Raw genomic sequence first — 24,343 nt, forward strand, 5'->3', positions numbered from 1 at the left:
CCGGTTCAGCTCAGCAGCCGCGTCCAGTCCGCCGGGACCCGCCCGGCCGGGCCCGGCACCGGCTGGTCGGCCGGGTGGCTCTCCGGGGGAGCGAGTTCGGGGCCGGAGTCGTACACCTCCTGCGAGGCGTAGTTCCAGAACCAGCCCTCGCCCGGCTCGAAACTGCGCAGCACCGGATGGCCGGTGGCCCGGTAGTGCGCGGTGGCGTGCTTGCCCAGGGAGTCGTCGCAGCATCCGATGTGCCCGCACCGCGCGCAGCGGCGCAGGTGGAACCACCAGCTCCCCGACTCCTCGCACTCCACGCACCCCGTACCGCTCGGCGGCACGGACGGGTCGATCGCGGTGTCCTCGCTCATGCGCTCTCCTCTGTTCTCGGGGGGTTCCCGGGTTCCGTGTCCGCGCTCAGCGGAAGGCGGACCTGGAAGCGGGTGTCACCGGGCACCGACTCCAGCCGCAGGGTGCCGTGGTGCTTGCCGACGACGATCCGGCGGGAGATGTCCAGTCCCAGACCGGTGCCCGAGCCGACCGGCTTGGTGGTGAAGAACGGGTCGAAGATCCGCTCCCGGATCTCCGGCGGCACCCCCGGCCCGGTGTCCCCGAACTCCACCAGCGCCAGCTCCCCGTCCCGTTCCGTCCGTACGGTCAGCGTGCCCCCGCCGCCCTCTGCGGTCATGGCCGCCACCGCGTTGTCGATCAGGTTGGTCCACACCTGGTTCAGCTCCGCCGGATAGCCCGGCAGCGAGGGCAGCGTGCGGTCGTAGCGGCGCACCACCTCGATGTGCGGGCCGAGCTTGCCGGACAGCATCAGCAGCGTGCTGTCGAGGAGTTGGTGCACGTCCACCACCCGGAAGGGCGCCCGGTCCAGTTGCGTGTACTGCTTGGCCGCGTCGACGAGCTGGGAGACCCGGGTGGTGGCGTCCTCGATCTCGTTCATCAACAGCTCGGTCTCGATGGTGTAGTTGAGCCAGCCCACCGCCCCGCCCAGGATCTCCCGGTCCACCGTCGAGGCGACCCGCTCCAGCCAGTCGGCGTCCAGCCCGGCCTGCACGAAGACGGGTGCGAGCCGCCAGCCCTGCTCGATGCCGTGGTCCTCCAGCCAGTCGGCGAGCGCGTCCTCCCGGTCGGAGGCCTCCAGCGGGCCGAGCACCGGGGCCTTGGCGACCCGCTCGGCGGTGCGCTCCTGGATCTCGATCAGACTGGCCAGCGCGTCGCGGGAGAAGGGCCCCTCCGCGAGCAGCGCCAGCTTGCGCCGCATCCGCGCCACCCGCTCCCGCAGCGAGGAGGTGGCCCGCACGGCGGCCGCGGCCGGATTGTTCAGCTCATGGGTGAGCCCCGCGGACAACGAGCCCAGAGCCAGCAGCCGTTCACGCTGCCCGATGGCGGCCTGGGCGCTCTTGGACCCGAAGAACAGCCCCTCCAGCAGATGCACCGCCATCGGGAACCAGGCCCGCATGATCTCCGCGAACACCGGCGCGGGCAGCACGAAGAACCGCGTCGGCACCGTCACCCGCATCGAGTTGTTGTACGCCTGCCGCACCCGGTCCCCGAGATACGCCTGCATCGCGCCGCCGTACACCCCGCGCTGGGAGGTACGGGAGACCTCCACGTCCTCGGCGCCGATGCGGCGGGAGAGCACGACGGTGCCCTCGATCATCACGTAGAAGCAGGTCGCCGGATCGCCCTCGGTGTACACCGGGCCCGGCTCGAACAGCTCCACCCGGCCCTCCCGGCACAGCCGCCCCAACTGCTCGGGCGCCAGGCGCTCGAACAGGAACAGGCTGCCGATCTCGCCGGGGCTGCACGGCATCCGCCGCCCGCTCACGACTGCTCCAGATACCGGTGGACGAGCATCACGGCCATGGCTCCCTCTCCTACGGCGGACGCGACCCGCTTGGCCGACTCGGCGCGTGCGTCGCCCGCGACGAACACGCCCGGCACGCTGGTCTCCAGGTGGTACGGCGGCCGGTCCAGCTCCCAGCCCTCCGGCAGACCCCCGTCCACGGTCAGGTCCGGGCCGGCCACGATGAACCCGCGCCCGTCCCGGCGCACGGTCCCGCCCAGCCAGTCGGTGAGCGGGGCGGCGCCGATGAACACGAACAGCCACTGCGCGTCGGCCTCTTCACGCTCACCGGTGTCCAACTGGCGCAGCGTCAGCCGTTCCAGCCGGTCCGCACCGTGGGCCGCCTCCACCTGCGTGCGTCCGCGCACCGAGATGTTCGGGGCCTCGGTGATCTGCTGGACCAGGTAGTGCGACATCGACGCCGACAGGTCCGGCCCGCGCACCAGTAGCGTCACCGACTTGGCGAACCGGGACAGGTACATCGCCGCCTGCCCGGCCGAGTTGGCGCCGCCCACGATGTACACGTCGTGCCCCTGGACGGACGGCGCCTCGGTCAGCGCCGAGCCGTAGAACACCCCGCAGCCGGTCAGATCCGCGCAGCCCTCGGCCTCCAGCCGCCGGTACTGCACCCCCGTCGCCAGGATCACGCTGTGCGCGCCGATCGCCGACCCGTCCGCGAACCGTACGATCCGCGCCGCCCCGCTGACCTCCAGCCCCGTCACCTCGCGCGCGGTGAGGATCTCCGCGCCGAACCGCGTCGCCTGCCGGCGCGCCCGGTCGGTGAGCTGGGCGCCGGAGACGCCGTCGGGGAAGCCGAGGTAGTTCTCGATCCGTGAGCTCTGCCCGGCCTGGCCGCCCGTCGCCGAGCGTTCCACCAGGACCGTGCGCAGCCCCTCCGACGCCCCGTACACCGCCGAGCCGAGCCCGGCCGGGCCGCCGCCGATCACCACCAGGTCGTAGAAGTCGGCCGTCGGCGTCGTCGCCAGCCCCACCCGTGCGGCCAGCTCCGGTGCCTCCGGCTCGACCAGGACACCGCCGTCCGGGGTGATCACCAGCGGCAGCCGCAGCCCGTCCTGCCCGGCCGCGGCCAGCAGTCGCCGCCCCTCCGGCTCCTCCGCCGAGTACCAGCGGTAGGGCACCTGGTTGCGGGCCAGGAACTCACGCACGTCCGAGGACCGCGCCGACCAGCGGTGCCCCACCACCTTGGTGTACGGCACCGGCTGGTGGTCACCGGCCCGCCAGACCGCCAGCAGGTCGTCCACCACCGGGTAGAGCTTCTCCTCCGGCGGGTCCCAGGGCTTGAGCAGGTAGTGGTCCAGATCCACCACGTTGATCGCGTCGATCGCGGCCCCGGTGTCCGCGTACGCCGTCAGCAGCACCCGTCGCGCCCCCGGATACACGTCCATCGCCCGTTCCAGGAACTCGATGCCGTTCATCACCGGCATCCGGTAGTCCGCGAGGATCACCGCCACCGGATCGCCGCGCAGCTTCAGCTCGCGCAGCGCCGCGAGCGCCGAATCCCCGGACTCCGCGCGCACCACGCGGTACGACGAGCCGTAGCGGCGCCGCAGATCGCGCGCCACCGCGCGGGACACGCCCGGATCGTCGTCCACGGTCATCAGGACGGTCCGCGCTGCGTCGGTGGACTGTGCCATGCGTCCTCACCCCGGCCGGGTCGGGTGCACGGGACGGTGTCGCTGGTCCCTCGCGCCGGTTCCCGCCCATCGTATGTGGGTTTATGCGGCTTCGCCCCGGTGTGCGCCGGGCGCCGGGTGGCGGGCACACCGGGGCGCTGTGACAAGGTCATGGCGACGTCGTCGGTGACGACGGGACGCGCCGGACGACGAGGAGGCCCACGCATGACACGCCCGATCACGGCAGGGGTGGACGGTACCGAGGAGAGCCTGGCCGCGCTGGACTGGGCGGCCCGCGAGGCCGTGCGCCGGGGTCTGCCGCTGCGCGTGGTGCACGCCTGGCAGCAGGTCGGGGAGCTGCCCGCCGACCGGGACACCCAGCGCGGATGGGTGGAGGAGGGCATCGGCCGGGCCGTCGGCGCGCTCACCGGACGGCACCCCGGACTGGACGCGAGCGTCGAGCTGACCGAGGACGACGCCGTGGACGCGCTGCTCGCGGCCGCAGCCGGTGCCGAGTCGCTGGTCCTCGGCACCCGCGGGCACGGAGCGGTGGTCGGCTTCCTGCTCGGCTCGGTCGGCCTCCGGGTCGTCGCGGAGACCACCCGGCCGGTGATCCTGGTGCGCGCCGGGGACCGGGCGGAGGCGGAGGCCGCCGGACGGGAGATCGTCGTCGGCCAGCACGGCACCCCTGAGGACAGCGCCGCCGCGCTGCGCTTCGCCTTCGAGACGGCGGCCGCCCGCGGCGCCACCGTCCGCGCGGTGCGCGCCTGGACCCTGCCGCCCGTCTTCGCCTACAGCCCCGGCTCGCTGAAACTGCTGGACGAGTCGGGCGGCCTCGAACCGTACGAGAAGCGGGCGCTTGCCGACGCGCTGCGGCCCTGGCGGGAGCGGTTCCCCGGCGTGCCCGTGGCCGAGCATGTCGAGATGGGCAGCGCCGGCGAGGTGCTGGTCTCCCAGGCCACGCGGGCCCAGCTCCTCGTGGTGGGCCGCCGGGCGCGGCGTACCGCGGTCGGCGCCCGGATCGGCTCGGTCGCGCACGGGGTGCTGCACCACGCGGGCAGCCCGGTCGCCGTCGTCCCCCAGGACTGACGCGGCGCCGGGGTCAGGACGCCCGGTCGCGGGCCTGCTCGGCGGCGGCCCGGACCGGGCCCCGGTACAGCGGGCCGTGGCCGGGCAGCAGGACGTCGCCCTCCAGCGCGGCGATCAGCGCCAGCGAGGTCACGGCCCGCTCCGTCTCGTGGTGGAAGAAGCCGTGCAGCATCTGCGGTCCCTGGACGCGGGAGGTCGCGTGCCCGGTGATCAGGGCGTCACCGGAGACGACCACGCCCGCCTCGGGCAGGTGGTAGACGCAGTGGCCGTCGGTGTGGCCCGGCGTGTGCACGGGCACCGGGTGCCCCGGCAGATCGAGGGCGCCCCCGGCCGTGAACGGCTCGGGCTTGGCCACCGGGTTGTGCTCGGTGCCGCCCACCTTGATCACATGGGCCGCCCACGGCAGCACCCCGGGCCGCCACGCGTTGCGCACGATGTCGCCGATGGAGCACTGCTGGAGGAAGTCGCGCCGGGCGTGGGGGACCTCGGCCGGATGCAGCAGGACCGGGGTGCCGTGGGCCGCGCGCAGGTACTCGGCCGACCCGAGGTGGTCGTTGTGCGCGTGGGTGATCAGCACGGCCGTCACCGCCTCCGGTGAACTGCCCACGGCGGCAAGGGAGTCGAGGAGGCCCTGCCGGTCGCCCGGATACCCGGTGTCGATGAGCGTGACGTCCTCGCCGTCCTTCAGGATCACCCAGTTGGTGTGGTGCCCGCCCACCAGGTGTACGCCGTCCGCGACTTGCTGTACCTGTGCCCGCATGTTCCCCTCGGATTCCGGCCGATGACCTACCGGCACCACCCAATCAGACGCGGTCCGCCGGCCGGTTCAGCGGACCCCGCGCGGCCGGAACTGGACGCTGATCCGGGGGCCGGCCGCCCGCGCCGACTTGGGGACGCAGTGCTCCCAGGTGCGCTGGCAGGAGCCGCCCATCACGATCAGATCGCCGTGCCCGAGCGGCCTGCGGACCGCCACCGCGCCCCCGCCCGCCGGGCGCAGCAGCAGATCCCGCGGCGCACCGACCGAGAGGATGGCGACCATGGTGTCCTCGCGGCTGCCCCGCCCGATCCGGTCGCCGTGCCAGGCGACGCTGTCCCGGCCGTCGCGGTAGTGGCACAGCCCGGCGGTGACGAAGGGTTCGCCGAGCTCGGGGGCGTAGTGCGCCGAGAGCCGTGCGCGGGCCTCGTCCAGCACGGGGTGGGGGAGTGGTTCGCGTTCGCGGTAGAAGGCCAGCAGGCGTGGCACGGACACCACGTTGTCGTACATCTTGCGCTGCTCGGCCCGCCAGGGGACCTCGGCGGCGAGCTGCTCGAACAGGGCGTCCGCGCCGCCGAGCCAGCCCGGAAGCACGTCGATCCAGGCGCCGGAGCCCAGTTCGGTCCGGCTCAGCCCGTCGAGAGGACCGAGGCGCAGCTCGTCGGCCTGGTCGAACAGTGAGCTCTGGAGGTGCGTGGACATGGGGCCAGCGTACTCCTTAATCGAAAATGAGTTCTATTGATCAGTGCGCGTGCGATCCGCCTCCGATCCGCGTGCGCCTCTTTCGATACATCGATGTATCGGATACATTCCCGTACCGAAACGGAGGTGCGGGCGATGACGGCCGAGGACAGGGCGCCGCGGGTCACCAGGCGGCGGGCGAGGACGCGGGCCGATCTGCTCGCCGCCGCCTTCGCGGTGTTCGCCGCCAAGGGGTTCGGCCGGGTCTCCATCGAGGAGATCTGCGAGGCTGCCGGATACAGCCGCGGCGCCTTCTACTCCAACTTCGCCACCCTGGACGAGCTGTTCTTCGCCCTCTACCAGGAACGTGCCGACCTCATCGCGGGCCAGGTCGCCGACGCCCTCGCCCAGGAGGGCCCCGCGCTCGACGTGGCCGCCTCCGTCGACCGGGTCGCCGAGGTGCTGCTGCTCGACGTGGACTGGCTGCTGGTGAAGACCGACTTCCTGGTGCACGCCGCCCGCGACCCGGCCGTCGCCGAGGCCCTGCTCGACCACCGGGCCCGGCTGCGCGAGGCCGTCGCCGACCGGCTCCTGCGGGCCCACGGCACCACCGAGCCGCCCGGCGGGATCGACGCCACCGCCCGCGCGGTCGTCGCCGCCTACGACGGAGTCACCGTCCAACTGCTCCTGGACAAGGACGTGGACGCCGCCCGGAGCTGGCTCAAGCAACTGCTCACCGCCCTGCTGACCGGCAGCGGCACCCCCGAACGAGTCGCGGACGGAAGGACATGAACACCATGGACGCGGACGTCATAGTCGTGGGAGCGGGCCTGGCCGGCTTGGTCGCGGCGCACGAACTCACCAGCCGGGGCCGGAAGGTGGCCCTGCTGGACCAGGAGAACGCCGCCAACCTCGGCGGCCAGGCGTTCTGGTCCCTCGGCGGCCTCTTCCTGGTCGACTCGCCCGAACAGCGCCGCCTCGGCGTCAAGGACTCCCTCGACCTCGCCTGGAACGACTGGCGGGGCAGCGCGGGGTTCGACCGGACCGAGGACGAGGACTCCTGGGCGGTGCGCTGGGCCCGCGCCTACGTCGAGTTCGCGGCGGGGGAGAAGCGGTCCTGGCTGCGCGGACACGGCATCGAGCTGCTGCCCACCGTCGGCTGGGCCGAGCGCGGCGACCTGCGCGCCGACGGCCACGGCAACTCCGTACCCCGCTTCCACATCGCCTGGGGCACCGGCACCGGCGTGGTCGAGCCCTTCGTGCGCTACGCCCGGCAGGCCGCGCGGGACGGGCTGCTCACCTTCCACCACCGGCACCGGGTCGACGAACTGGTCATCGAGGGTGGCACGGCCCGCGGGGTGCGCGGCACGCTCCTCGCCCCCGACGACTCGGCGCGCGGCGTCGCCTCCAACCGGGACGCGGCGGGCGAGTTCGAGCTGACCGCTAAGGCCGTGGTCCTCACCACCGGGGGCATCGGCGCCGACCACGACATCGTCCGCCGCCACTGGCCCGAGCGGCTCGGCACGCCCCCGGCCGACATGGTCACCGGCGTCCCCGCCTACGTCGACGGGCGCATGCTCGACATCAGCGCGGAGGCAGGCGTACGCCTGGTCAACCGGGACCGCATGTGGCACTACACCGAGGGCCTCGCCAACTGGGACCCCGTCTGGCCCGGACACGGCATCCGCGTCCTGCCCGGCCCCTCCTCCATCTGGCTCGACGCCCGGGGCCGCCGCCTGCCCGACCCCTGCCTGCCCGGCTACGACACCCTCAGCACCCTGCGCCACCTGCGGACCACCGAGGACATCGCGGAATTCGACCACTCCTGGTTCGTCCTCACCCGGAAGATCATCGAGAAGGAGTTCGCGCTCTCCGGCTCCGAGCAGAACCCGGACATCACGGCCAAGGACCGCAAGGTGGTGCTGCGGGACCGGGTGCTGGGCAAGGGAGCCCCGGCTCCCGTGCAGGCGTTCCTCGACAAGGGCGAGGACTTCGTCACCGCGGACACACTGGAGGAACTGGTCGGCAGGATGAACGAGCTCACCGGTGAGGCGCTGCTCGACCCGGCCGGGGTCCGCCGCCAGATCGAGGCCCGCGACCTCCAGATGGCCAACCCCTACAGCAAGGACTCGCAGGTCCAGGGCATCCGCAACGCCCGCCGCTACATCGGCGACCGGCTCGGCCGGGTAGCCGCCCCGCACCGCATCCTGGACCCCGCGGCGGGCCCGCTGATCGGGGTCCGGCTGCGCGTGCTGACCCGCAAGACCCTCGGCGGCATCCAGACCGACCTGGACTCCCGCGCCCTCGGCCTCGACGGCACACCGGTCGGCGGGCTGTACGCGGCCGGTGAGGTGGCCGGCTTCGGCGGGGGAGGCGTGCACGGGTACAACGCGCTGGAGGGCACCTTCCTCGGCGGCTGCCTGTTCTCCGGCCGCGCGGCGGGCAGGGCGGCGGCGCGAGAGGTGGGGTGACGCCGGTCGGCGTCCGAAGAGGCCTGGAGCACCGGCGCGTGACCGTGCTCCGGGTGGCGGGCGAGCCTACCGCGGTCCGGTGGAGCGCGCCCGCTGTGGCCGCATCGGCCCCGGCGCGCAGGACAGCCGGGGTCCCGGCGCCCTAACCTGTGGGCGAAGCGATCACCGCCGGCCCGCCGAGGAGCGCCCGTGACGTCACCCCGCCGCCGCACCTTCCCGCTCGGCCGTGAGGCCGTCCTCGCCACCGTGCCCCTGGCGGTCGCCGCCCTCCTGGGCGCTGCCGCGCCCCTCGGGTCCGGCACCACCGGCGCCGCGGGAGCGGGCGACCCGTACTTCCCGCTCAGCGGGAACGGCGGCTACGACGTACGCCACTACGACCTCACGCTCGGCTACGACACCGGCTCCAGGCATCTCGACGGCACCGCCGTGCTCACCGCCCGCGCCACCCAGCGCCTCAGCCGCTTCGACCTCGACCTGAGCGGCCTCACCGTCACCTCCGTGCGCGTGGACCGCACCGACGCCCGTTTCACCCGCAAGGGCCAGGAACTCGTCGTCACCCCGAAGAACGCCCTGCGCGAGGGCCAGGAGTTCAAGGTCACCGTCCGCTACCGGGGCACCCCCAAGCCGATCACCGACCAGGACGGCTCGACCGACGGCTGGATCGCCACCGACGACGGCGCCTTCGTCGCGGGCCAGCCGCAGGGCGCCATGACCTGGTACCCGGGGAACAACCACCCGCTGGACAAGGCGTCCTACGACTTCACGATCACCGTCCCGAAGGGCCGTACCGCCGTCGCCAACGGTGTCCTGCGCGAGCAGCGCACCGAGGGCGGCCGCACCACCTTCCGCTGGCACCAGGCCGAGCCGATGGCCGCCTACCTCGCCACGGCCACCATCGGCACCTTCCAGGTCCGGCGCGCCACCCTGCCCGGCGGCGTCCAGCTCTACGACGCCGTCGACCCCAGGGAGGCCCGCGCCGCCGACCCGGTCATGAAGAAGCTGCCCTCGGTGCTGGAGTGGGAGGCCGGACTGTTCGGCCCCTACCCGTACCGCGCCGCCGGCTCCATCGTCGACCACGCCCCGGACATCGGATACGCCCTGGAGACCCAGACCCGGCCCGTCTACGACTCGGCGCCTGACCTGGACACCCTCGTCCACGAGACCGCCCACCAGTGGTTCGGCGACTCGGTCGCCCTGACGAAGTGGCAGGACATCTGGCTGAACGAGGGCTTCGCCAGCTACACCGAGTGGCTCTACGAGGAGCAGCACGGCGGCGACAGCGCCCAGAAGACCTTCGACGCCCTCTACTCCCGCCCCGCCGACGACAGCCTGTGGGCCTACCCGCCCGGCGCCCCCGGCGACGGCGGCAAGCTCTTCGGCACGCCCGTCTACGACCGGGGCGCGATGGCCCTGCACGAGCTGCGCAGGACCGTCGGCGACCGGGCCTTCCTCCGCATCCTGCGCGCCTGGGCGTCCGAGCACCGCGACGGCCACGGCACGACGGAGCAGTTCACCCGACTGGCGGAGAAGGAGTCCGGGAAGAAGGTCGGCCCGGTGCTGCACACCTGGCTGTACACGAAGGGCAAGCCGAAGGCCGCCTGACGGTCACTGCTCGCGCAGGCCCCACGGGGAGCCGTACGCGGTCAGCAGGTCGAGGAAGGGACGGGCGGGGAAGGCTTCCGGGCCCAGCACGCCCGTGCCGGTCCAGGCGCCGGTGGCGAGGAGTTCGAGGGCGACGACCGGGTTCACGGCCGTCTGCCACACCACGGCCTGGCAGCCGTACTCGGCCATCGACCACTCGTTGTCGACCACGTGGTACAGGTACACCTCGCGCGGCGCCCCGTCCTTGCTGCCCCGCACCCAGGTGCCCGCGCAGGTCTTGCCGCGCATCCGGTCGCCCAGCGTCGCCGGGTCGGGCAGGCAGGCGGCGACCACGTCACGCGGGGAGACGGCCACGGCGCCCCCGGCGCCGGGCACGGTCACCGGACCGGTGCCGTCCAGCCCCAGCTTGTGCAGCGTCCGCAGGGTCTCGGTGAACTCCCGGCCCAGCCCGTACTTGAAGGTGACCCGCCGCGCGTCCGTCCAGCGCGGCATCAGCAGCACCTCCTCGTGCTCGACGTTCACGCACTCCACCGGGCCGATGCCCTCGGGGAAGTCGAACACCTCGGGCTCGCTGAACGGCTCCGTGGTGAACCAGCCGCGTCCGTCCTCGTAGACGACCGGCGGGTTCAGGCACTCCTCGATCGTGGTCCAGATGCTGAAGGAGGGCGCGAAGTCGTAGCCGTCCACGGTGAGGTTCGCGCCGTCGCGGACGCCGATCTCCTCGACGGAGTCGAAGAGTTCGTCCGCCGCGTACCGGGCGAAGACGTCCGACAGGCCCGGTTCCACGCCCATGCCCACCAGCGCCAGCGCGCCCGCGCGCTCCCAGTCGCCGGCCAGCGCGAACTGCTCGTCGCCGAGCTTCACCCCGCACTCCTCGTACGGCCGCTCGGGGTGCGGCCGGGACAGCGACATGGCCATGTCGACATAGGTGGCCCCGGCCGCGCGGGCGGCGCGGAACAGCGGCATCACGAATCTGGGGTCGGTCGCGTTGAGCAGCACGTCGCAGCCGTGCCGGGCGAGCAGCGCGGTGACCGCGGCCTCGTCGGCCGCGTCCACCGACTCCGCCCGGAACCGGCCCCCGTCCGCGCCGAGCGCCGCCACCGCCGCCTCTGCCCGGCCGGGGTCGTGGTCGGCCACCACCATCAGGTCGAAGAACGGACGGCGGGCCGCGATCCGGGTGACGGCGGTGCCCACACCACCGGCGCCCACGAGCAGTACACGCATGACGGAAACTCCCTGCCTGACACGGACGGGAAAACGGGAACGGGACAGGCGCGCCTTGCCCCGCATCCAACGCGCCGGGCCGCGTTAAGGTCAATGGCGTTGGCATAAGGACTACAGGAGGAGGGCTCCGCCGTGCCCAAACCCGTCGTGCCCGAGGACAAGCGCCGCAGACGCCGCCCCACCCGCAGCGGCACCGTGCTGTCCGAGGAACTGATCGTCACCACCGCGCTGCGCCTGCTCCGGGAGCACGGCAGCGCCGGGCTCTCCGCGCGCCGCCTCGGCCTGGCCCTGGACTGCGACCCCAGCACCCTCTACCGGTACTTCCGCGGCATGGACGACCTCACCCTGGCCATCGGGGACGCCCTCATCGGCCAGGCCCTCGACGGCTGGCGGCGCACCGGCCGCTGGCGGGCCGACCTGCGCGCCATCGGCACCCGCATCCACGCCGCCTACCTCGCCCACCCCCAGGCGGCGCTGCTGACGGCCGGCCGGGTCACCGGTCGCGCCCATGAACTCGCCGTCGACGAGGCCGTCCTCGACGTCCTCGCCCGCGCCGGGTTCCCGCTGCCCGAGGCGGTGCGGGTCTACCACGCCTTCATCGACCAGACCCTCGCCTTCGCCGCCCTGGACGCCGCCACCCTGGCCCTGCCCAGCGACTCCCAGCGCGCCGACGAGGACCAGTGGCACTCCACCTACGCCCGGCTGCCCCGCTCCACCCACCCCCGCATCGCCGAGGCCGCCCCGCTGCTGGCCCGGCAGATGGTGCACAGCGCCTACCCGACCGCGCTGGAGATGCTGCTGGACAGCGCCGCCGCCCGGCTCAGCGGCGCAGCGCCCGCGCTGCCGTCGCGCTGACCGCCTCGGCCAGTGCCGCCAGCGCGGGGGAGTCCAGCCTCCACTGCTGCCAGTACAGCGCCACGTCCAGCCACCGGCCCGGCGCCAGCGGCACGACCCGGCCCGCCGCCAGCAGCGGTTCCGCCTGCGCCTCGGGGACCAGGCCCCAGCCGAGTCCGCGCGCCACCGACTGCGCGAACCCCTCCGAGGTCGGCACGTAGTGCCGCAGCGGGCCCGCGCCCGTCCCGCCGAGCCCGCGTACGAAGACGTCCTGCAGGGCGTCCTTGTCGTCGAAGACCATCACGGGCAGCTCGGCCAGCGCCGCCGCGAGCGGCCCGGACGGCAGCCGCGCGGCCAGCTCCGGCGCGGCCACCGGCAGGTAGCGCATCCTGCCCAGCGGCCGTACCGAGCAGCCGGGCACCGGCTCCGCCGACCCCGTCACGGCCGCCATCACCAGCCCTTCGCGCAGCAGCGCCGCCGTGTGCTCCTCGTCCTCCCGGCGCAGCTCGAAACAGAGCCCCGGCACCACGGTGAGCGCGTCCAGGAACCAGGTCGCCAGCGAGTCGGCGTTCACCGCCACCGACACCCGCGTGGGCTCCCCGGCACCGCTCATCCCCAGCTCGTCGCGCGCGTCCCGTTCGAGTCGCGCGAGCTGCCGGGCGTAGCGGACCAGGACCGCGCCGGAGTCGGTCGGCCGGACCGGCTTGGTGCGCTGGAGCAGCACCCGGCCGGTGCGCTGTTCCAGTGCCTTGATCCGCTGGCTCACTGCCGACGGCGTCACGTGCAGCGCCGCGGCGGCCGCGTCGAAGGTGCCCTCGTCCACCACGGCCAGCAGCGTCCGCACCTGCTCAAGGGGCAGCTCGTTCATCACGAGAGCTAATGGTAGTTAAGAATCTTTAGCTGTACGCGTGGTGAGCGAGTCCCTAACGTCGGGAGCATGAACCACGCGCTCACCGCCGCGGCCGCGGGCTTCGGCACCGGCCTCTCCCTCATCGTCGCCATCGGCGCCCAGAACGCCTTCGTGCTGCGCCAGGGGGTGCGCCGGCAGGCCGTCCTCGCCGTGGTGGGCATCTGCGCGCTCTCCGACGCCGTGCTCATCGCCCTCGGTGTCGCCGGGGTCGGCGCGATCGTGGTGGCCTGGCCGGACGCGGTACGGGCGGTCGGCATCGTCGGCGGCGTCTTCCTGCTCTGCTACGGCGCCCTCGCCGTCCGCCGCGTCCTGCGCCCCGGTACCGGGGGCCTGAGCACGGAGGGCGAGGCAGCCGGCTCGCTGCGGCGCGCGGTGCTGACCTGCCTGGCGATGACCTGGCTCAACCCGCACGTCTACCTGGACACCGTCTTCCTGGTCGGCTCCCTCGCCGCCGACCGGGGCCCGCTGCGCTGGACCTTCGGCCTGGGCGCCGCGCTGGCCAGCCTGTGCTGGTTCGCCGCCCTCGGCCTCGGTGCCCGGCTGCTGGGTCGCGTACTGGTCCGGCCCGCCGCCTGGCGGGTGCTGGACGGGCTGGTCGCCGTCACCATGCTCGGCCTCGGTGCGATGCTGATCATCGGGGCCTGAGCGAACCCGAGCCGAAGGGACGTGAGGCAAAGGGTTCGGTGTTCGCCGGAAGTTGCTGCGATAGTGAGGCTCGAAATCGAAAGATGTATCGAGCAACCAGGACCTCCGTGGACACGAGCGAGAGCAGCAGCACCGACGCGGGCAGGACCGAGGCGGACAAGGGGGCCTCGGGAGCCGCCCCGCCCGCACGCGGCTGGCGCCACTGGGCGATGGACACCCGCCCCCTCAGGATTCCGGCCTACCGCCGCCTGTGGTCGTCGACCATCGTCACCGCCGTCGGCAGCCAGCTGACCGCCGTCGCCGTACCCAAGCAGATCTACGACATCACCGGGTCCTCGGCCTGGGTCGGGTACGCCAGCCTCGCGGGGCTCGTCCCCCTGGTCGTCTTCGCGCTCTGGGGCGGGGCCGTCGCGGACACCGTGGACCGGCGCAAACTGCTGCTGGTCACCAACACAGGCATCGCGGTGACCTCCCTGCTGTTCTGGGCCCAGGCCGTCACCGGACTGGACTCGGTGCCCGTCCTGATGGTGCTGCTCGCCGCCCAGCAGGCGTTCTTCGGCCTCAATCAGCCCGCCCGCAGCGCCTCCGTCGCCCGGCTGGTCCCGGCCGAGCAACTCCCCGCGGCCAACGCGCTCGGCACCACCGTCATGCAGACCGGCCTGGTCGCCGGGCCCCTGCTCGCCGGTGTGCTGATCCCCGTCATCGGTCTGCCCGAGCTGTACCTCATCGACGCGATCGCGCTGACCTTCACCGTGTGGGCGGTGTTCCGGCTGCCCGCCCTGCCGCCGCTCGGCGAGCCCTCCGGCCGCCGCGCCGGGGTCCGGGAGATCGCGGCCGGGTTCCACTACATCGCCGGGCACAAGGTGCTGCTGCTGTCCTTCCTCGCCGACATCGTCGCCATGGTCCTCGGCATGCCCCGCGCCCTCTTCCCGGAACTGGCCGCGCAGACGTACGGCTCCTGGGACGCGGGGTTCGCGCTCGGCCTGCTCTTCGCGGCCATGCCGGTCGGCGCGGTGCTCGGCGGCCTGTTCTCCGGCGTGTTCTCGCGGGCCCGCCGCCACGGCTGGATGGTCATCGGATCGGTGGTCGGCTGGGGGCTGGCCGTCGTCGGGTTCGGCCTGACCGGCAACCTCTGGGTGGCCGCCGCCTGCCTCGCGGCCGGGGGCGTGGCCGACATGGTCTCCATGGTCTTCCGGGGCGCGATCCTGCTGTCCGCCGCGACCGACGAGATGCGCGGCCGGATGCAGGGCGTCTTCACCGTGGTCGTCGCCGGCGGACCCCGCCTCGCCGACGTGCTGCACGGCACCGCCGGGTCCCTCTTCGGCCCCCGCGCCGCCATCGCGGGCGGCGGCGCGCTGGTCGTCGTCGTGATGCTGGCGCTGGCCGCCGTGACGCCCGCGCTGCGCCGCTACCGGATCTGACCGGCGGGGGCTCGGGGGGCTACAGGGGCGTGCTGCGCCGGATCGCGTACTGGTCCATCAGCTTGCCGCGCGTCGTCTCCAGCCGGTGGGCCAGGATCTCGGCCACGGTGCGCACCACGGACAGCCCCAGCAGCGGGTCCTCCACGCACAGCGCGAGCACCGCGGGGCCCTCGAACTCGTAGGCGCGGACGTTGCTGAACGCCACCGCCCCGAAGTCCCACTCGTAGGGCGGGAAAAGCCAGGACCAGCCGAGCAGGTCACCGGCGCCGAGCGTGGCCACCGTGACGAAACTCCGGGCGGTCACCTGCTGGTCGAGGGAGACCGCGCCCGACCGGATCACCCAGAACCGGTCGGCGACGCCGCCCGCGTCGAACACGCGGGTGTCCTCCGGGAAGGAGACCTCCTCGGCCAGCTCCATCAGCCGTTCCCGCTGGGCCTGGGGCAGGGCGGTCAGCAGTTTGATCGCTTTGGTCATACGCGGGGCTCCTCACCGGCGGCCGTTCGGGTGGTTCCCTAAGCCCATTTGAGCCGCTGCCGCCGCAGGGGGCACCTCGAAGGAGCGTGCGCATGCGGGCACGCCGTGCCACGGGCAGGAAAAAGCCCTGGCCGGACGGGGGAAACCAGCCAGGGCGGTCGGTGCGGAAGCGCGAAACACACGCGGACACCGGTCCGGGGCGCACCCCGATTTGGGTGAACGATAAACCACAGGTCGGTCACCCCGTAACGGTCTCCGCCTCACGTGACGCGCCTCGCCCCACCCGCGTCCGCCCCCGTACCGCCCCCGGCGTCCACCACATGGCTGCCCGGCGCGACTATCTCCGCCAGCACCCCGGCCACCACCTGGTACGTCAGCGCGCGCTCGGTCGCCTCCCGCGCCCGTTCCGGGTCGGTGGCCGTCAGGCTCTGCGCCCGCTCCAGCCACACCCGCTCCTCCTCGGTGGCCAGATCCCGGCCCCGCCGGATACGCCGCAACAGTTCATCCGCGTCCACGACATCGCTCATGCCGGGCTCCTACCCGCTCAGCGCCCGGTAAAAGGCGCCCGCACCCACGGTGTTTGACATCGCCGAGAGGGGTCAGCCGCATGGAAGAGACCCCGGCCGTCCGGGCCCCGCCCCGAGGAAAGACCGGGCACCGCGCTAGGGAGGGACGACACCATGTGCGAGCAGCACGCGACCAGCATCCCGGCCGTGCCTCGGCAGAGCCGCAGGACCATGGCGTACCGACCGGCCGACGCCCGCAGAGCCGTGCGCCGCGTGGTCACGGAGCGCTGCCGCGACCGGTCGCTGGACTGCGCCGACGAGACCCTTGAAGACGCGCTGCTGGTCGCCTCCGAGCTGACCACCAACGCCATCCTGCACGGCGGCGGCATCACCTGCTTCGAGGTCGACGTCGACACCCGCGGCGTTCGCCTCTCGGTGAGCGACCGCAGCGACGAACTCCCCGACACCACGGCCCGGTCGGACGCCGAGGCCGACCGCAGCCGGACCGGCGGCCGGGGCTGGCCCATCGTCAGCCTGCTCGCCCGTGACGTGCGCGTGGCGGGGCTCCCGCTCGGCGGCAAGTGCGTCACCGCCGTCGTGCCCCTGCGCTGAACACCGGCGCCTCACCGGCCGCGCCCCCACCCCCGTCAGGAGCGCCCGTCCATGCCGATCCATCCGCCGACGGACCAGCCCGCCGAGGCCCCGCGCCCGCACCTGGGCCATGACGACGCCCCCGACACCACCGCCCTCTTCGCCCGGCTCGCCGCTCTGGCGGACGGCCCGGAACGCGACGCCTTACGCGCCGAACTCACCACCGCCTGGCTGCCCATGGCCCACCGCATCGCCGGCCGCTTCCGCGACCGGGGTGAGAACGCGGAGGACCTGCGCCAGGTGGCCGCGCTCGGCCTGGTCAAGGCCATCGACCGCTTCGACCCGGCGCGCGGCGCCTTCGAGAGCTACGCCGTGCCGACCGTCACCGGAGAGGTCAAGCGGCACTTCCGGGACCGCACGTGGGCGCTGAGGGTGCCGCGCCGGGTGCAGGAGCTGCGCAACCAGGTCCGTGCCGCCCGCCGCGACCTCGTCCAGCGGCCGGGCGGCGCCACGCCCACCGTGGCGGGCATCGCGGGGCACACCGGACTCACCGAGGAAGAGGTCACCACCGGCCTCGGGGCACTGGACAGTTACCGCACCTTCTCCCTGGACGCCGAACCCCCAGGAGACGGCGGAAACCTCACCGAGACCCTCGGCGCCCCCGACCCCGCCTATGCCGTCGTCATCGACCGCGAGGCAGCCAGGCGCAGCCTGCGCCGCCTGCCCGAACGCGACCGGGCCATCCTCTACATGCGCTTCTTCGAAGACCTCTCCCAGAGCCGCATCGCCGCCCGTCTGGGCATCTCGCAGATGCACGTCTCCCGCCTCCTGCAGCACATCTTCACCCGGGTCCGGGCCGAAGCCCAGGACCCGCAGGCGGACCGCGCCGAAGGCTGAGGCCGCCCTCCCGCCGCTACCGCTCGGCTCCCGCCGCTACTTCTTGGCCGCTTCCACCTCGACCGGGACGCCCAGCGGACGCGCCAGACCCGAGACGGCTTCGTCCAGGCGCTGGAGGTGGCGCAGGACCCGGTCGGTCACCCGGCCGTAACGGGGGGTGCCGAGGGTGCCGGGCTCCAGCATGGAGGCGATGCTCGGCCCCGTCTCCATCTCGGCGGGGGAGTGCGGGTCGCGGACGTGGTCGGCGATGGCCTCGATGTTGTGGACGATGCGGCTGCACACGCCGCGCAGCCGGGGGTCGGCCGCGATCGAGGGGTTGCTGGGCAGCAGCTCGGCCGTGGCCGCCAGCGCCCGCCCGTGGTACGCGCACGTCTCCAGCAGCGCCACCACGTACCGGGCGGTGTCCCGGCGGGAGCGCAGCGGGGTGATCGGATGCGTCAGCGGCTTGGTCGCCGCGTGCAGATCGGCCAGCGCCTGGTCCAGCTCACGTGCCTGGTCCACCAGGTCCGCGTGCGGCCGCCCGCTGAGCTGGTCCACGGCCGCCTGCGTCAGCTCCGCCAGCTTGTCCAGCACGTCCACCAGCAGGTCGTTGGTACGCCGGTCGGTGCGCACCGGCAGCACCACCGCCGCCGTGAGCACCCCGCACGCCGCGCCCAGCGCCGTCTCCTCCACCCGCAGCAGCAGCACCGACATGCTGTACGTGTTCAGCAGGGTGTAGAGCAGCCCCAGCGCCGCCGTCACGAAGAACGACATCAGCGTGTACGACAGCGGAGCGGTGTAGAACATGGCGAACACACACACCAGCACCAGCGCGAACGCCGTCCAGGTGTGGTGCCCCACCGCACCGGCCAGCCCGATACCGGCCACCACACCGAGGATGGTGCCGAGCAGCCGGCGGCCGCCCTTCACCAGGATCTCGCCGGTGGAGGTGGTGTTGATGAACACGATCCAGCAGGTCAGCACCGCCCAGTACCAGCGCTGGTGGGACAGCAGCTCACCGCCCGCGATGGCCAGCGTCGACCCCACGGCCACCTGCACGGCAGCGCGCGTCGTGGGCCGCCTGAGCCCCGTCTGCTCGGCCTTCTCCGCCTCGGTGTCCTCGTTGACCTCGATCGCCGCGTCCTCGGCGTCCAGCTCCTCACGGGACCGGGTCGTCGCCGGGCTGTCGTCGGACTCGTCCTGCGGCCCGTCCAGCGCGGTGCGTAGACCCAGCACCGCACGCGCGGCCTCACCGATGCCCCGGAAGACGTCCTGCATGGCGGGGGACGCCTTGGGCAGGTTGTCCTCCTCGCGGTAGCCGAGCAGCCGGTTGCGGACCTGCGCCAGCGCCGTCCCCGAGGTCTCGCCCACCGGGCGCAGCACCAGCAGCCGCAGCGCCTGCAGATCCCGGCGCAGCGTCGCCGTCGACGCGTCCCGCACCGGCAGCAGCCCGCCCGAGGGCAGCGGAGCACCCGGCAGATGCAGGGTGAGGGTGTCCATCCGCTCGGCGCTGCGCGCGGTGAGCAGCATCAGCCCGAGCCGCTCGGCGGCGATCTCGGCGTCCGCGATGCGGCGCTGCAGCAGCCGGGCCACCGCGTCGTCGGAGGTGCCGCGCTCCAGCCGGCCCTGGATCATCAGCGCCGTCTCGTGCAGCCGCGCGGTGCCGGTGCGCAGGTCGTCCACGACCTTGTCGATGTCCTCGGGACCCGCGTCCAGCAGCTCGATCTGCGTGCCCAGCAACTGTCCGAGACGGGCCCGGAAGGCCCGCCGCAGCCGGTCCAGCGTGCCCGCCTCCGTCTGCGGCATCAGCACGAACCGCGCGAAGGCGCTGCACCCGACCGCCACCGCGATCACGATGTACAGCGAGGGCAGCATCGGCACCGTCGCCCGCACGAACAGCGACAGGAAGTAGACCTGGAACCCGATCAGACCGAGCCCCGTGGCCCGCTCGCCGAACCGGCGTCCGTAGACGGCCCCGAAGATCAGGAGCAGGAAGGAGATGTCGCTGACCAACGGCCACCGGTTCAGCACCGCCCCCAGCGACACCGAGGCCAGTGCCACCGGCAGGCACAGCGCCAGCGTGACACCCTGCTTGGCGCGGTCCGTCTCCCGGACGGCGAACGTCGACGACATCGCCGCCATGGCGCCCGCGACCAGTTGGGGCACCGGGAAGCGCAGCGAACCCAGCAGGATGAGGGTGAGGGCGATCGCGGCCACCGTGCGCAGCCCCGCGATCAGCCGCAGCAGTCCCGGATCGGACGCGGCGAGCCGGTCCCACAGCCGTACCAGAAGCGCCCGTCCCCTTGCCTTCACGCCGCCGCGCTCTCTCTCCCGTGCCGGACGATGATCCAGGACCCAGGATGTCACGACGCCCCGCCCGACTCGCCGCTGGCCTGCGGATACACGGCCGACGGGACGCGCGGGCCGCCCGCGGCCCCTGGAGCCCCGCGCCCGCAGCCAGCGAAGGCCGCCGTCCCCGCGACGGGACGGCGGCCTCCGGCGGTCCGGATCACCTCGGTCAGCCCCCGGTCACCTTCCCCCGCACCTTGCCGTCCGCCTCGGCCGTCCGCACCTCTTCGCGGACCTGCTCCGGCGTCAGATAGGAGTCGGTGTACTCGAAGTCCTTGAGCTGGGCGGGCTTGCGGGCCTGGAAGCCGGTACGGACGAAATCGTCCCCGGCGACGGCGTTCAGCACCCAGTTCACCAGGACCCGCGCCTTGGCGACCCCGGTGCGCAGCGCCGACCAGTGGTAGCCGCGCGCCACGATCTGGGCCAGGATGCCGCGCAGCTCGATCCCGAGCGGCCGGGACACCGCGTCCTTGCCGCCGAGGTCGACGACGAGCCCCAGGTCCTTGTGGACGTACGGCTCCAGCGGCTCCCCGCGCAGCGCATGGATGATGTTGTCCGCGACCTTCGGGCCCTGGCGCATCGCGTGCTGCGCGGTCGGCGGGCAGATCGCGCCCTTCTCGCCCTTGGCCAGATCGGGCACGGCCGCCGCGTCACCGAGCGCGAACACCCCGTCGTGCCCCGGCACCGTCATCTCCGGGGTGACCACCAGCCGGCCGCGCGCCGTCTCCGCGTCCATCGTGCCGATGAGCGGACTGGCGACGACACCGGCCGTCCAGATCAGGGTGTGCGTGGGGATCACCCGGCCGTCGGTGAAGGTGACCTCGTCCTCGGTCACCTTGGCGACGGACACGCCCAGCGAGACGTCGATGCCCCGGTCCCGCAGGATCTTCAGCGCCTGCTTGCCGAGCCGGTCGCCCAGCTCCGGCATCAGCTTCGGCGCGATGTCGATCAGATGCCAGCGGATCAGACTCGGGTCCAGCCGCGGATAACGCCGGACCGCCGCGTGGGTCAGGCGCTGCAGACAGGCCGCCGTCTCCGTCCCCGCGTACCCGCCGCCGACCACCACGAACTGCAGCCGCGCCGCCCGCTCCTCCGGGTCGTCGCTGGCGTCCGCGAGGTCGAGCTGCGAGATGACGTGGTCGCGGACGTACGCGGCCTCGGCGAGGGTCTTCATCCCGTAGGCGTGCTCGGCGAGGCCGGGGATGTCGAAGGTGCGGGTCACGCTGCCCGGCGCCAGCACCAGGTAGTCGTAGGGCTCGTTGACGATCTCGTCGGTGATGGTGCGGATGACGCACACCTTCGCCGCCAGGTCCACCCCGATCGCCCCGCCCGGAATGATCCGGGTGCGGTACTTCTTGCTGCGGCGCAGCGAGACGGCGATCGACTGCGGCGTCAGCACGCCCGAGGCGACCTGGGGCAGCAGCGGAAGGTAGAGCTGGTAGGAGAACGGCGTCACCAGGGCGACGTCCGCCTCGTCAGGGCCGAGTTTGCGCTCCAGCCGGCGGACGCACTCGACTCCGGCGAAGCCTGCGCCGATCACCAGAATCCTGGGTCGTCGTGTCACGGTGTTCTTCCCTTCTGCGGCTCCCGTCGGTCCGGATGGACGCCGTTCGCATGCCCTGGACCACTGCCACCACACCCGATCCCACCCCGCTCCGGGCCGTTCCGCCAGTCGGACGCGGCCGGCAGGCGAACGCGTGGGCAGCAGCCTGCCCCTCCACGCATCGGGGTAACCCGATCCGGCGCGGGTACACGTCGGGGGCCGTCCACCGGGGCGGAGTCATCACCACGGCAGGAAGACGTGGATGTCCTTGCCGTCCTCCACCACCACCACGCTCACCTGGTCGCACAGGGTGTGCACCAGATGCCAGCCGATGCCCCCGCCGCCCGAACTCGGCCTGAAGGGGCGCGGCTCGGGCACGACCGTGCTGGTGTCATGCATGGTCACGTGCACGCCGTCGAAGGTGCGCCGCATCCGCAGTCCGAACGGCCCCGGCGCGAACTGGATCGCGTTGGCCGCCAGCTCGGTGACGACCAGCAGGATGTCGTCCCAGTACTCCGGTGCCGTCGGTGGTGAGCCGCGGGCCAGCGAGCGCAGGAACCCCTCCGCGGCCAGCCGGGCGCCCGTCACGTTGGGCAGCTCGCCGGGAAAGGAGAACGCACGCTCGTGCGCTTCCTCGGAGGGGGGCGGTATGCCGTCCCAACGCCGCTCTGTCGCCATCTCGCATTCCCCGGCCCCGCCCGCCTCGGGGGCCTGGCAGGGCCCCCGCGCTCCGGGGCGGTCGTCTTCGCTGGTCAGTTCACCAGGGCGGGTTCCCACAGCCACGCGGATTACGCGCGTGCGCGCCACCTGACCGGCACGGGCTCAGCGGAACACGTCGTCCGGCTCGTCCCAGTCCGCCGGTTCCGGGGTCCGTCCGCCCCGCGCCGCACGCGAACGCGCCTTGTACATCGCGTCGATCTCGGCCGCGAAGTGCCGCGCTATGACGTCCCGGCGCAGCTTCAGCGACGGTGTCAGCAGACCGTTGTCCGGGGCGAACGGCTCCTGCACGACCCGGTAGACCCGGATGGACTCGGCGCGGGACACCGTGCTGTTGGCCGAGGCGACCGCGCGGGCCAGCTCCTCGCGCAGCGCGTTCTCCTCCCGGCTCTCCCGCCCCTCGAAGTCGCCCTGGAGCGCCAGCGCGGCCCGCCAGTGCGCGAGGAACTCCGGGTCCAGGGTGATCAGCGCGCCCATGCAGGGCCGGTCCTCGCCGACGACCACCGCCTGGTGGATCAGCGGGTGCATGCGCAGCCGCTGCTCCAGCGGCGCGGGCGCCACGCTCTTTCCGCTGGAGGTGACGATGAGGTCCTTCTTGCGGCCGGTGATGGTCAGATAGCCGTCCCGGTCCAGCCGCCCGATGTCCCCCGTCGCCAGCCAGCCCCCGCGCAGCACGCTGCGGGTGCGCGCCTCGTCGCCGATGTAGCCCTGGAACACCGACGGGCCGTGCACCATGATCTCCCCGTCCTCGGCCACCCGGACCTCGGTTCCGGGCAGCGGCACGCCCACCGTCCCCGACTTCTCCCGGCCCAGCGGCTGCATGGTGATCCCGCCGGAGGTCTCCGTCAGCCCGTAGCCGTCGTGGACGTACAGGCCGATGCCCTCGTAGAACAGTGACAGTTCCCGGCTGAGCGAGGACCCGCCCGAGCTGCCGCGCCGGGCACGCCCGCCGAGCGCCGCGCGCAGCTTGCGGTACACCGTCCGCTCGTACAGGGCGTGCTGGAGCCGCAGATCCAGGCCGGGGCCCGTCCCGATGCCGAGGCGGCCGCGCTCCTCGGCCTCCGCGAAGTCCCGCGCGGTCTGCGCCGCCCGCTCGAACAGAGCGCCCCGGCCCGCCTGCTGAGCCGTCCTCAGGAACGTCTTGTACATCTTCTCGAACACCGACGGGACGCCGTAGAGATACGTCGGCCTGAAGGTGCTCAGCGCCGAGGCGAGGGCGTCCTCGGTCATCTCCGGTTCGTGCGCCATCAGGATGCCGCCGCGCAGACACAGCGTCTGGATCATGATCCCGTACACGTGCGAGAACGGCAGGAAGGCCAGCACCGAGGGCTGTTCGCCCGGCTGCGCGGCCGTGTGGCCCCAGCCCGACAGCAGGACGTCGCACGGGTACGCCAGCCCCCGGTGGCTCAGCGCGCAGCCCATCGGGCGGCCGGTGGCGCCCGAGGTGTAGGTGACCGCCGCCGTGGAGTCCGGCAACACGATCCGGCGCAGCGACTCCACGGTGGTCAGCGGGATGTCCACGCCCCGCTCGGTGAGTTCGGGCAGCGCGCCCGCGTCCAACTGCCAGACGTGCCTGAGCCGGGGCAGCGCCGCGCACACCGTCCCGACGGTCATCACGCCCAGCTCGTCCTCGACCGCCACGGCCACGCAGCCGGCGTCCCGCAGGATCCACTCGACCTGGTCCCGCGAGGAGGTCGGATGGATCGGGACGAGTTCGGCGCCCACGGTCCACAGCGCGTGCGCCAGCACCGTCCACTCGTAGCGGTTGCGGGCCATCAGGGCCACCCGGTGGCCCGGCGAGATCCCGGCGGCCACCAGCCCCTTGGCCAGCCCGACCACCTCGTCCCGCAGTTCGGCGGCCGTCACCTGCTCCCACTCGCCGGTGCCGGACTTCGCGCGCCGGGCGAGCAGCGGCAGCCGGGGGTTGTTCTCGGCTTTCTCGAACACGGTGTCGGCGAGCCCGCCGGTGGGCGGCGGGAACGCTGCCGGAGCGGAGGCGACGTCGCGCATGCGCTGCTCCTGGAAGTACGGAGGGTGACTCCGCCGATCGGCTCTGTGTCGGCGGTGCACGAATGTAGCGCGGGGAAGCGGCTCCGGTGTGGGGAAGGCGAAAGTCGTGATCCCCTGATGACCTGCGGATGTCCGGTGGGTCCCGGGTGCCGCCGTTCCGTGCGGGTATCG

At 73.1% G+C, this 24,343-nt stretch carries 22 protein-coding genes; 9 read left to right on the plus strand and 13 right to left on the minus strand.

The genetic code is table 11. From position 1 onward, the window contains the following. Positions 1 to 5: 5 nt before the first annotated feature. The 3 genes from HEK131_RS14300 to HEK131_RS14310 are packed head-to-tail and all read right to left on the minus strand — an operon-like array spanning position 6 to position 3,495. Positions 6 to 356 (minus strand): UBP-type zinc finger domain-containing protein, encoded by a 351-nt coding sequence (locus HEK131_RS14300; RefSeq protein WP_217464415.1) that lies wholly within the window; start codon positions 354 to 356, stop codon positions 6 to 8. Continuing rightward, positions 353 to 1,822: an ATP-binding protein gene (locus tag HEK131_RS14305; RefSeq protein ID WP_217464416.1), complete on the minus strand. Its 1,470-nt coding sequence runs from the start codon at positions 1,820 to 1,822 to the stop codon at positions 353 to 355. The genes HEK131_RS14300 and HEK131_RS14305 overlap by 4 nt, the downstream gene beginning before the upstream one ends. After that, positions 1,819 to 3,495, minus strand: a complete 1,677-nt coding sequence (locus tag HEK131_RS14310; protein WP_244335451.1) for an FAD-dependent oxidoreductase — start codon at positions 3,493 to 3,495, stop codon at positions 1,819 to 1,821. Before HEK131_RS14310 ends, HEK131_RS14305 begins: the two co-directional genes overlap by 4 nt. A gap of 204 nt (positions 3,496 to 3,699) precedes the next feature. On the opposite strand from HEK131_RS14310, the gene HEK131_RS14315 reads away from it, so the two are divergent. Further along, positions 3,700 to 4,563, plus strand: coding sequence for a universal stress protein (locus HEK131_RS14315; RefSeq protein ID WP_244335453.1), 864 nt, complete (start codon positions 3,700 to 3,702; stop codon positions 4,561 to 4,563). Positions 4,564 to 4,576: 13 nt separating this feature from the next. Here HEK131_RS14315 and HEK131_RS14320 read toward each other — a convergent pair whose 3' ends face one another. After that, on the minus strand, positions 4,577 to 5,323 hold the full coding sequence (locus HEK131_RS14320) for an MBL fold metallo-hydrolase (RefSeq protein ID WP_244335455.1): 747 nt from the start codon (positions 5,321 to 5,323) through the stop codon (positions 4,577 to 4,579). A 66-nt stretch (positions 5,324 to 5,389) separates the two neighbouring features. Then, positions 5,390 to 6,019, minus strand: coding sequence for an alpha-ketoglutarate-dependent dioxygenase AlkB (locus HEK131_RS14325; RefSeq protein ID WP_244335456.1), 630 nt, complete (start codon positions 6,017 to 6,019; stop codon positions 5,390 to 5,392). 135 nt (positions 6,020 to 6,154) lie between these two features. Here HEK131_RS14325 and HEK131_RS14330 point away from each other — a divergent pair, with 135 nt between their 5' ends. The 3 genes from HEK131_RS14330 to HEK131_RS14340 all read left to right on the plus strand — a co-directional run bounded on the left by HEK131_RS14330 (position 6,155) and on the right by HEK131_RS14340 (position 10,071). After that, entirely contained in the window at positions 6,155 to 6,790 is a 636-nt protein-coding gene (locus HEK131_RS14330) for a TetR/AcrR family transcriptional regulator (protein WP_244335457.1), read from the plus strand. Between the two features lie 5 nt (positions 6,791 to 6,795). Next, on the plus strand, positions 6,796 to 8,469 hold the full coding sequence (locus HEK131_RS14335) for an FAD-binding dehydrogenase (RefSeq protein WP_244452017.1): 1,674 nt from the start codon (positions 6,796 to 6,798) through the stop codon (positions 8,467 to 8,469). A 189-nt stretch (positions 8,470 to 8,658) separates the two neighbouring features. Continuing rightward, entirely contained in the window at positions 8,659 to 10,071 is a 1,413-nt protein-coding gene (locus HEK131_RS14340) for a M1 family metallopeptidase (RefSeq protein WP_217464422.1), read from the plus strand. 3 nt (positions 10,072 to 10,074) lie between these two features. Here the strand turns inward: HEK131_RS14340 and HEK131_RS14345 are convergent, their stop codons facing one another. Further along, positions 10,075 to 11,295 carry a saccharopine dehydrogenase family protein gene (locus HEK131_RS14345; RefSeq protein ID WP_244335459.1) on the minus strand — a complete coding sequence of 407 codons (1,221 nt, stop codon included), beginning with the start codon at positions 11,293 to 11,295 and terminating at the stop codon, positions 10,075 to 10,077. Positions 11,296 to 11,427: 132 nt separating this feature from the next. On the opposite strand from HEK131_RS14345, the gene HEK131_RS14350 reads away from it, so the two are divergent. Continuing rightward, positions 11,428 to 12,150, plus strand: coding sequence for a TetR/AcrR family transcriptional regulator (locus HEK131_RS14350; protein ID WP_244335461.1), 723 nt, complete (start codon positions 11,428 to 11,430; stop codon positions 12,148 to 12,150). On the opposite strand, the gene HEK131_RS14355 is transcribed toward HEK131_RS14350, so the two are convergent. Continuing rightward, positions 12,116 to 13,000, minus strand: coding sequence for a LysR family transcriptional regulator ArgP (locus tag HEK131_RS14355; protein ID WP_217464425.1), 885 nt, complete (start codon positions 12,998 to 13,000; stop codon positions 12,116 to 12,118). The genes HEK131_RS14350 and HEK131_RS14355 overlap by 35 nt on opposite strands. A gap of 66 nt (positions 13,001 to 13,066) precedes the next feature. Here HEK131_RS14355 and HEK131_RS14360 point away from each other — a divergent pair, with 66 nt between their 5' ends. Together HEK131_RS14360 and HEK131_RS14365 are read left to right on the plus strand one after the other, a co-directional pair. Further along, positions 13,067 to 13,684 carry a LysE/ArgO family amino acid transporter gene (locus HEK131_RS14360; RefSeq protein WP_217464426.1) on the plus strand — a complete coding sequence of 206 codons (618 nt, stop codon included), beginning with the start codon at positions 13,067 to 13,069 and terminating at the stop codon, positions 13,682 to 13,684. A 107-nt stretch (positions 13,685 to 13,791) separates the two neighbouring features. Next, on the plus strand, positions 13,792 to 15,105 hold the full coding sequence (locus HEK131_RS14365) for an MFS transporter (protein ID WP_244335463.1): 1,314 nt from the start codon (positions 13,792 to 13,794) through the stop codon (positions 15,103 to 15,105). A 19-nt stretch (positions 15,106 to 15,124) separates the two neighbouring features. Here HEK131_RS14365 and HEK131_RS14370 read toward each other — a convergent pair whose 3' ends face one another. Both HEK131_RS14370 and HEK131_RS14375 read right to left on the minus strand, forming a co-directional pair. Next, complete coding sequence (locus HEK131_RS14370; RefSeq protein ID WP_217464428.1) at positions 15,125 to 15,580, minus strand: cyclic nucleotide-binding domain-containing protein; 456 nt, start codon at positions 15,578 to 15,580, stop codon at positions 15,125 to 15,127. A 260-nt stretch (positions 15,581 to 15,840) separates the two neighbouring features. Next, positions 15,841 to 16,107 (minus strand): hypothetical protein, encoded by a 267-nt coding sequence (locus HEK131_RS14375; RefSeq protein ID WP_244335465.1) that lies wholly within the window; start codon positions 16,105 to 16,107, stop codon positions 15,841 to 15,843. A 153-nt stretch (positions 16,108 to 16,260) separates the two neighbouring features. On the opposite strand from HEK131_RS14375, the gene HEK131_RS14380 reads away from it, so the two are divergent. Continuing rightward, positions 16,261 to 16,698 (plus strand): ATP-binding protein, encoded by a 438-nt coding sequence (locus tag HEK131_RS14380; protein ID WP_217464430.1) that lies wholly within the window; start codon positions 16,261 to 16,263, stop codon positions 16,696 to 16,698. Between the two features lie 51 nt (positions 16,699 to 16,749). Next, on the plus strand, positions 16,750 to 17,574 hold the full coding sequence (locus tag HEK131_RS14385) for a SigB/SigF/SigG family RNA polymerase sigma factor (protein ID WP_244335468.1): 825 nt from the start codon (positions 16,750 to 16,752) through the stop codon (positions 17,572 to 17,574). A 36-nt stretch (positions 17,575 to 17,610) separates the two neighbouring features. Here HEK131_RS14385 and HEK131_RS14390 read toward each other — a convergent pair whose 3' ends face one another. From HEK131_RS14390 to HEK131_RS14405, 4 genes are all read right to left on the minus strand, one after another. Then, entirely contained in the window at positions 17,611 to 19,866 is a 2,256-nt protein-coding gene (locus HEK131_RS14390) for an FUSC family protein (RefSeq protein WP_374201499.1), read from the minus strand. A 205-nt stretch (positions 19,867 to 20,071) separates the two neighbouring features. Continuing rightward, on the minus strand, positions 20,072 to 21,466 hold the full coding sequence (locus HEK131_RS14395) for an NAD(P)/FAD-dependent oxidoreductase (RefSeq protein WP_244335470.1): 1,395 nt from the start codon (positions 21,464 to 21,466) through the stop codon (positions 20,072 to 20,074). 219 nt (positions 21,467 to 21,685) lie between these two features. Next, the gene (locus tag HEK131_RS14400) at positions 21,686 to 22,123 is read right to left on the minus strand and encodes an ATP-binding protein (RefSeq protein ID WP_217464432.1); all 438 of its coding nucleotides are present in this window, start codon (positions 22,121 to 22,123) and stop codon (positions 21,686 to 21,688) included. Between the two features lie 144 nt (positions 22,124 to 22,267). Beyond that, entirely contained in the window at positions 22,268 to 24,172 is a 1,905-nt protein-coding gene (locus HEK131_RS14405; protein WP_217464433.1) for an AMP-dependent synthetase/ligase, read from the minus strand. Between the last annotated feature and the right edge of the window lie 171 nt (positions 24,173 to 24,343).

It is taken from the genome of Streptomyces seoulensis, from assembly GCF_022846655.1.
GTDB lineage: Bacteria > Actinomycetota > Actinomycetes > Streptomycetales > Streptomycetaceae > Streptomyces.

Coding starts and splice junctions, on each gene's coding strand:
- HEK131_RS14300 (WP_217464415.1), bottom strand. CDS start 356: ATGAGCGAGGACACCGCGATCGACCCGTCCGTGCCGCCGAGCGGTACG.
- HEK131_RS14310 (WP_244335451.1), bottom strand. CDS start 3,495: ATGGCACAGTCCACCGACGCAGCGCGGACCGTCCTGATGACCGTGGAC.
- HEK131_RS14315 (WP_244335453.1), top strand. CDS start 3,700: ATGACACGCCCGATCACGGCAGGGGTGGACGGTACCGAGGAGAGCCTG.
- HEK131_RS14320 (WP_244335455.1), bottom strand. CDS start 5,323: ATGCGGGCACAGGTACAGCAAGTCGCGGACGGCGTACACCTGGTGGGC.
- HEK131_RS14325 (WP_244335456.1), bottom strand. CDS start 6,019: ATGTCCACGCACCTCCAGAGCTCACTGTTCGACCAGGCCGACGAGCTG.
- HEK131_RS14330 (WP_244335457.1), top strand. CDS start 6,155: ATGACGGCCGAGGACAGGGCGCCGCGGGTCACCAGGCGGCGGGCGAGG.
- HEK131_RS14335 (WP_244452017.1), top strand. CDS start 6,796: ATGGACGCGGACGTCATAGTCGTGGGAGCGGGCCTGGCCGGCTTGGTC.
- HEK131_RS14345 (WP_244335459.1), bottom strand. CDS start 11,295: ATGCGTGTACTGCTCGTGGGCGCCGGTGGTGTGGGCACCGCCGTCACC.
- HEK131_RS14360 (WP_217464426.1), top strand. CDS start 13,067: ATGAACCACGCGCTCACCGCCGCGGCCGCGGGCTTCGGCACCGGCCTC.
- HEK131_RS14370 (WP_217464428.1), bottom strand. CDS start 15,580: ATGACCAAAGCGATCAAACTGCTGACCGCCCTGCCCCAGGCCCAGCGG.
- HEK131_RS14375 (WP_244335465.1), bottom strand. CDS start 16,107: ATGAGCGATGTCGTGGACGCGGATGAACTGTTGCGGCGTATCCGGCGG.
- HEK131_RS14380 (WP_217464430.1), top strand. CDS start 16,261: ATGTGCGAGCAGCACGCGACCAGCATCCCGGCCGTGCCTCGGCAGAGC.
- HEK131_RS14385 (WP_244335468.1), top strand. CDS start 16,750: ATGCCGATCCATCCGCCGACGGACCAGCCCGCCGAGGCCCCGCGCCCG.
- HEK131_RS14400 (WP_217464432.1), bottom strand. CDS start 22,123: ATGGCGACAGAGCGGCGTTGGGACGGCATACCGCCCCCCTCCGAGGAA.
- HEK131_RS14405 (WP_217464433.1), bottom strand. CDS start 24,172: ATGCGCGACGTCGCCTCCGCTCCGGCAGCGTTCCCGCCGCCCACCGGC.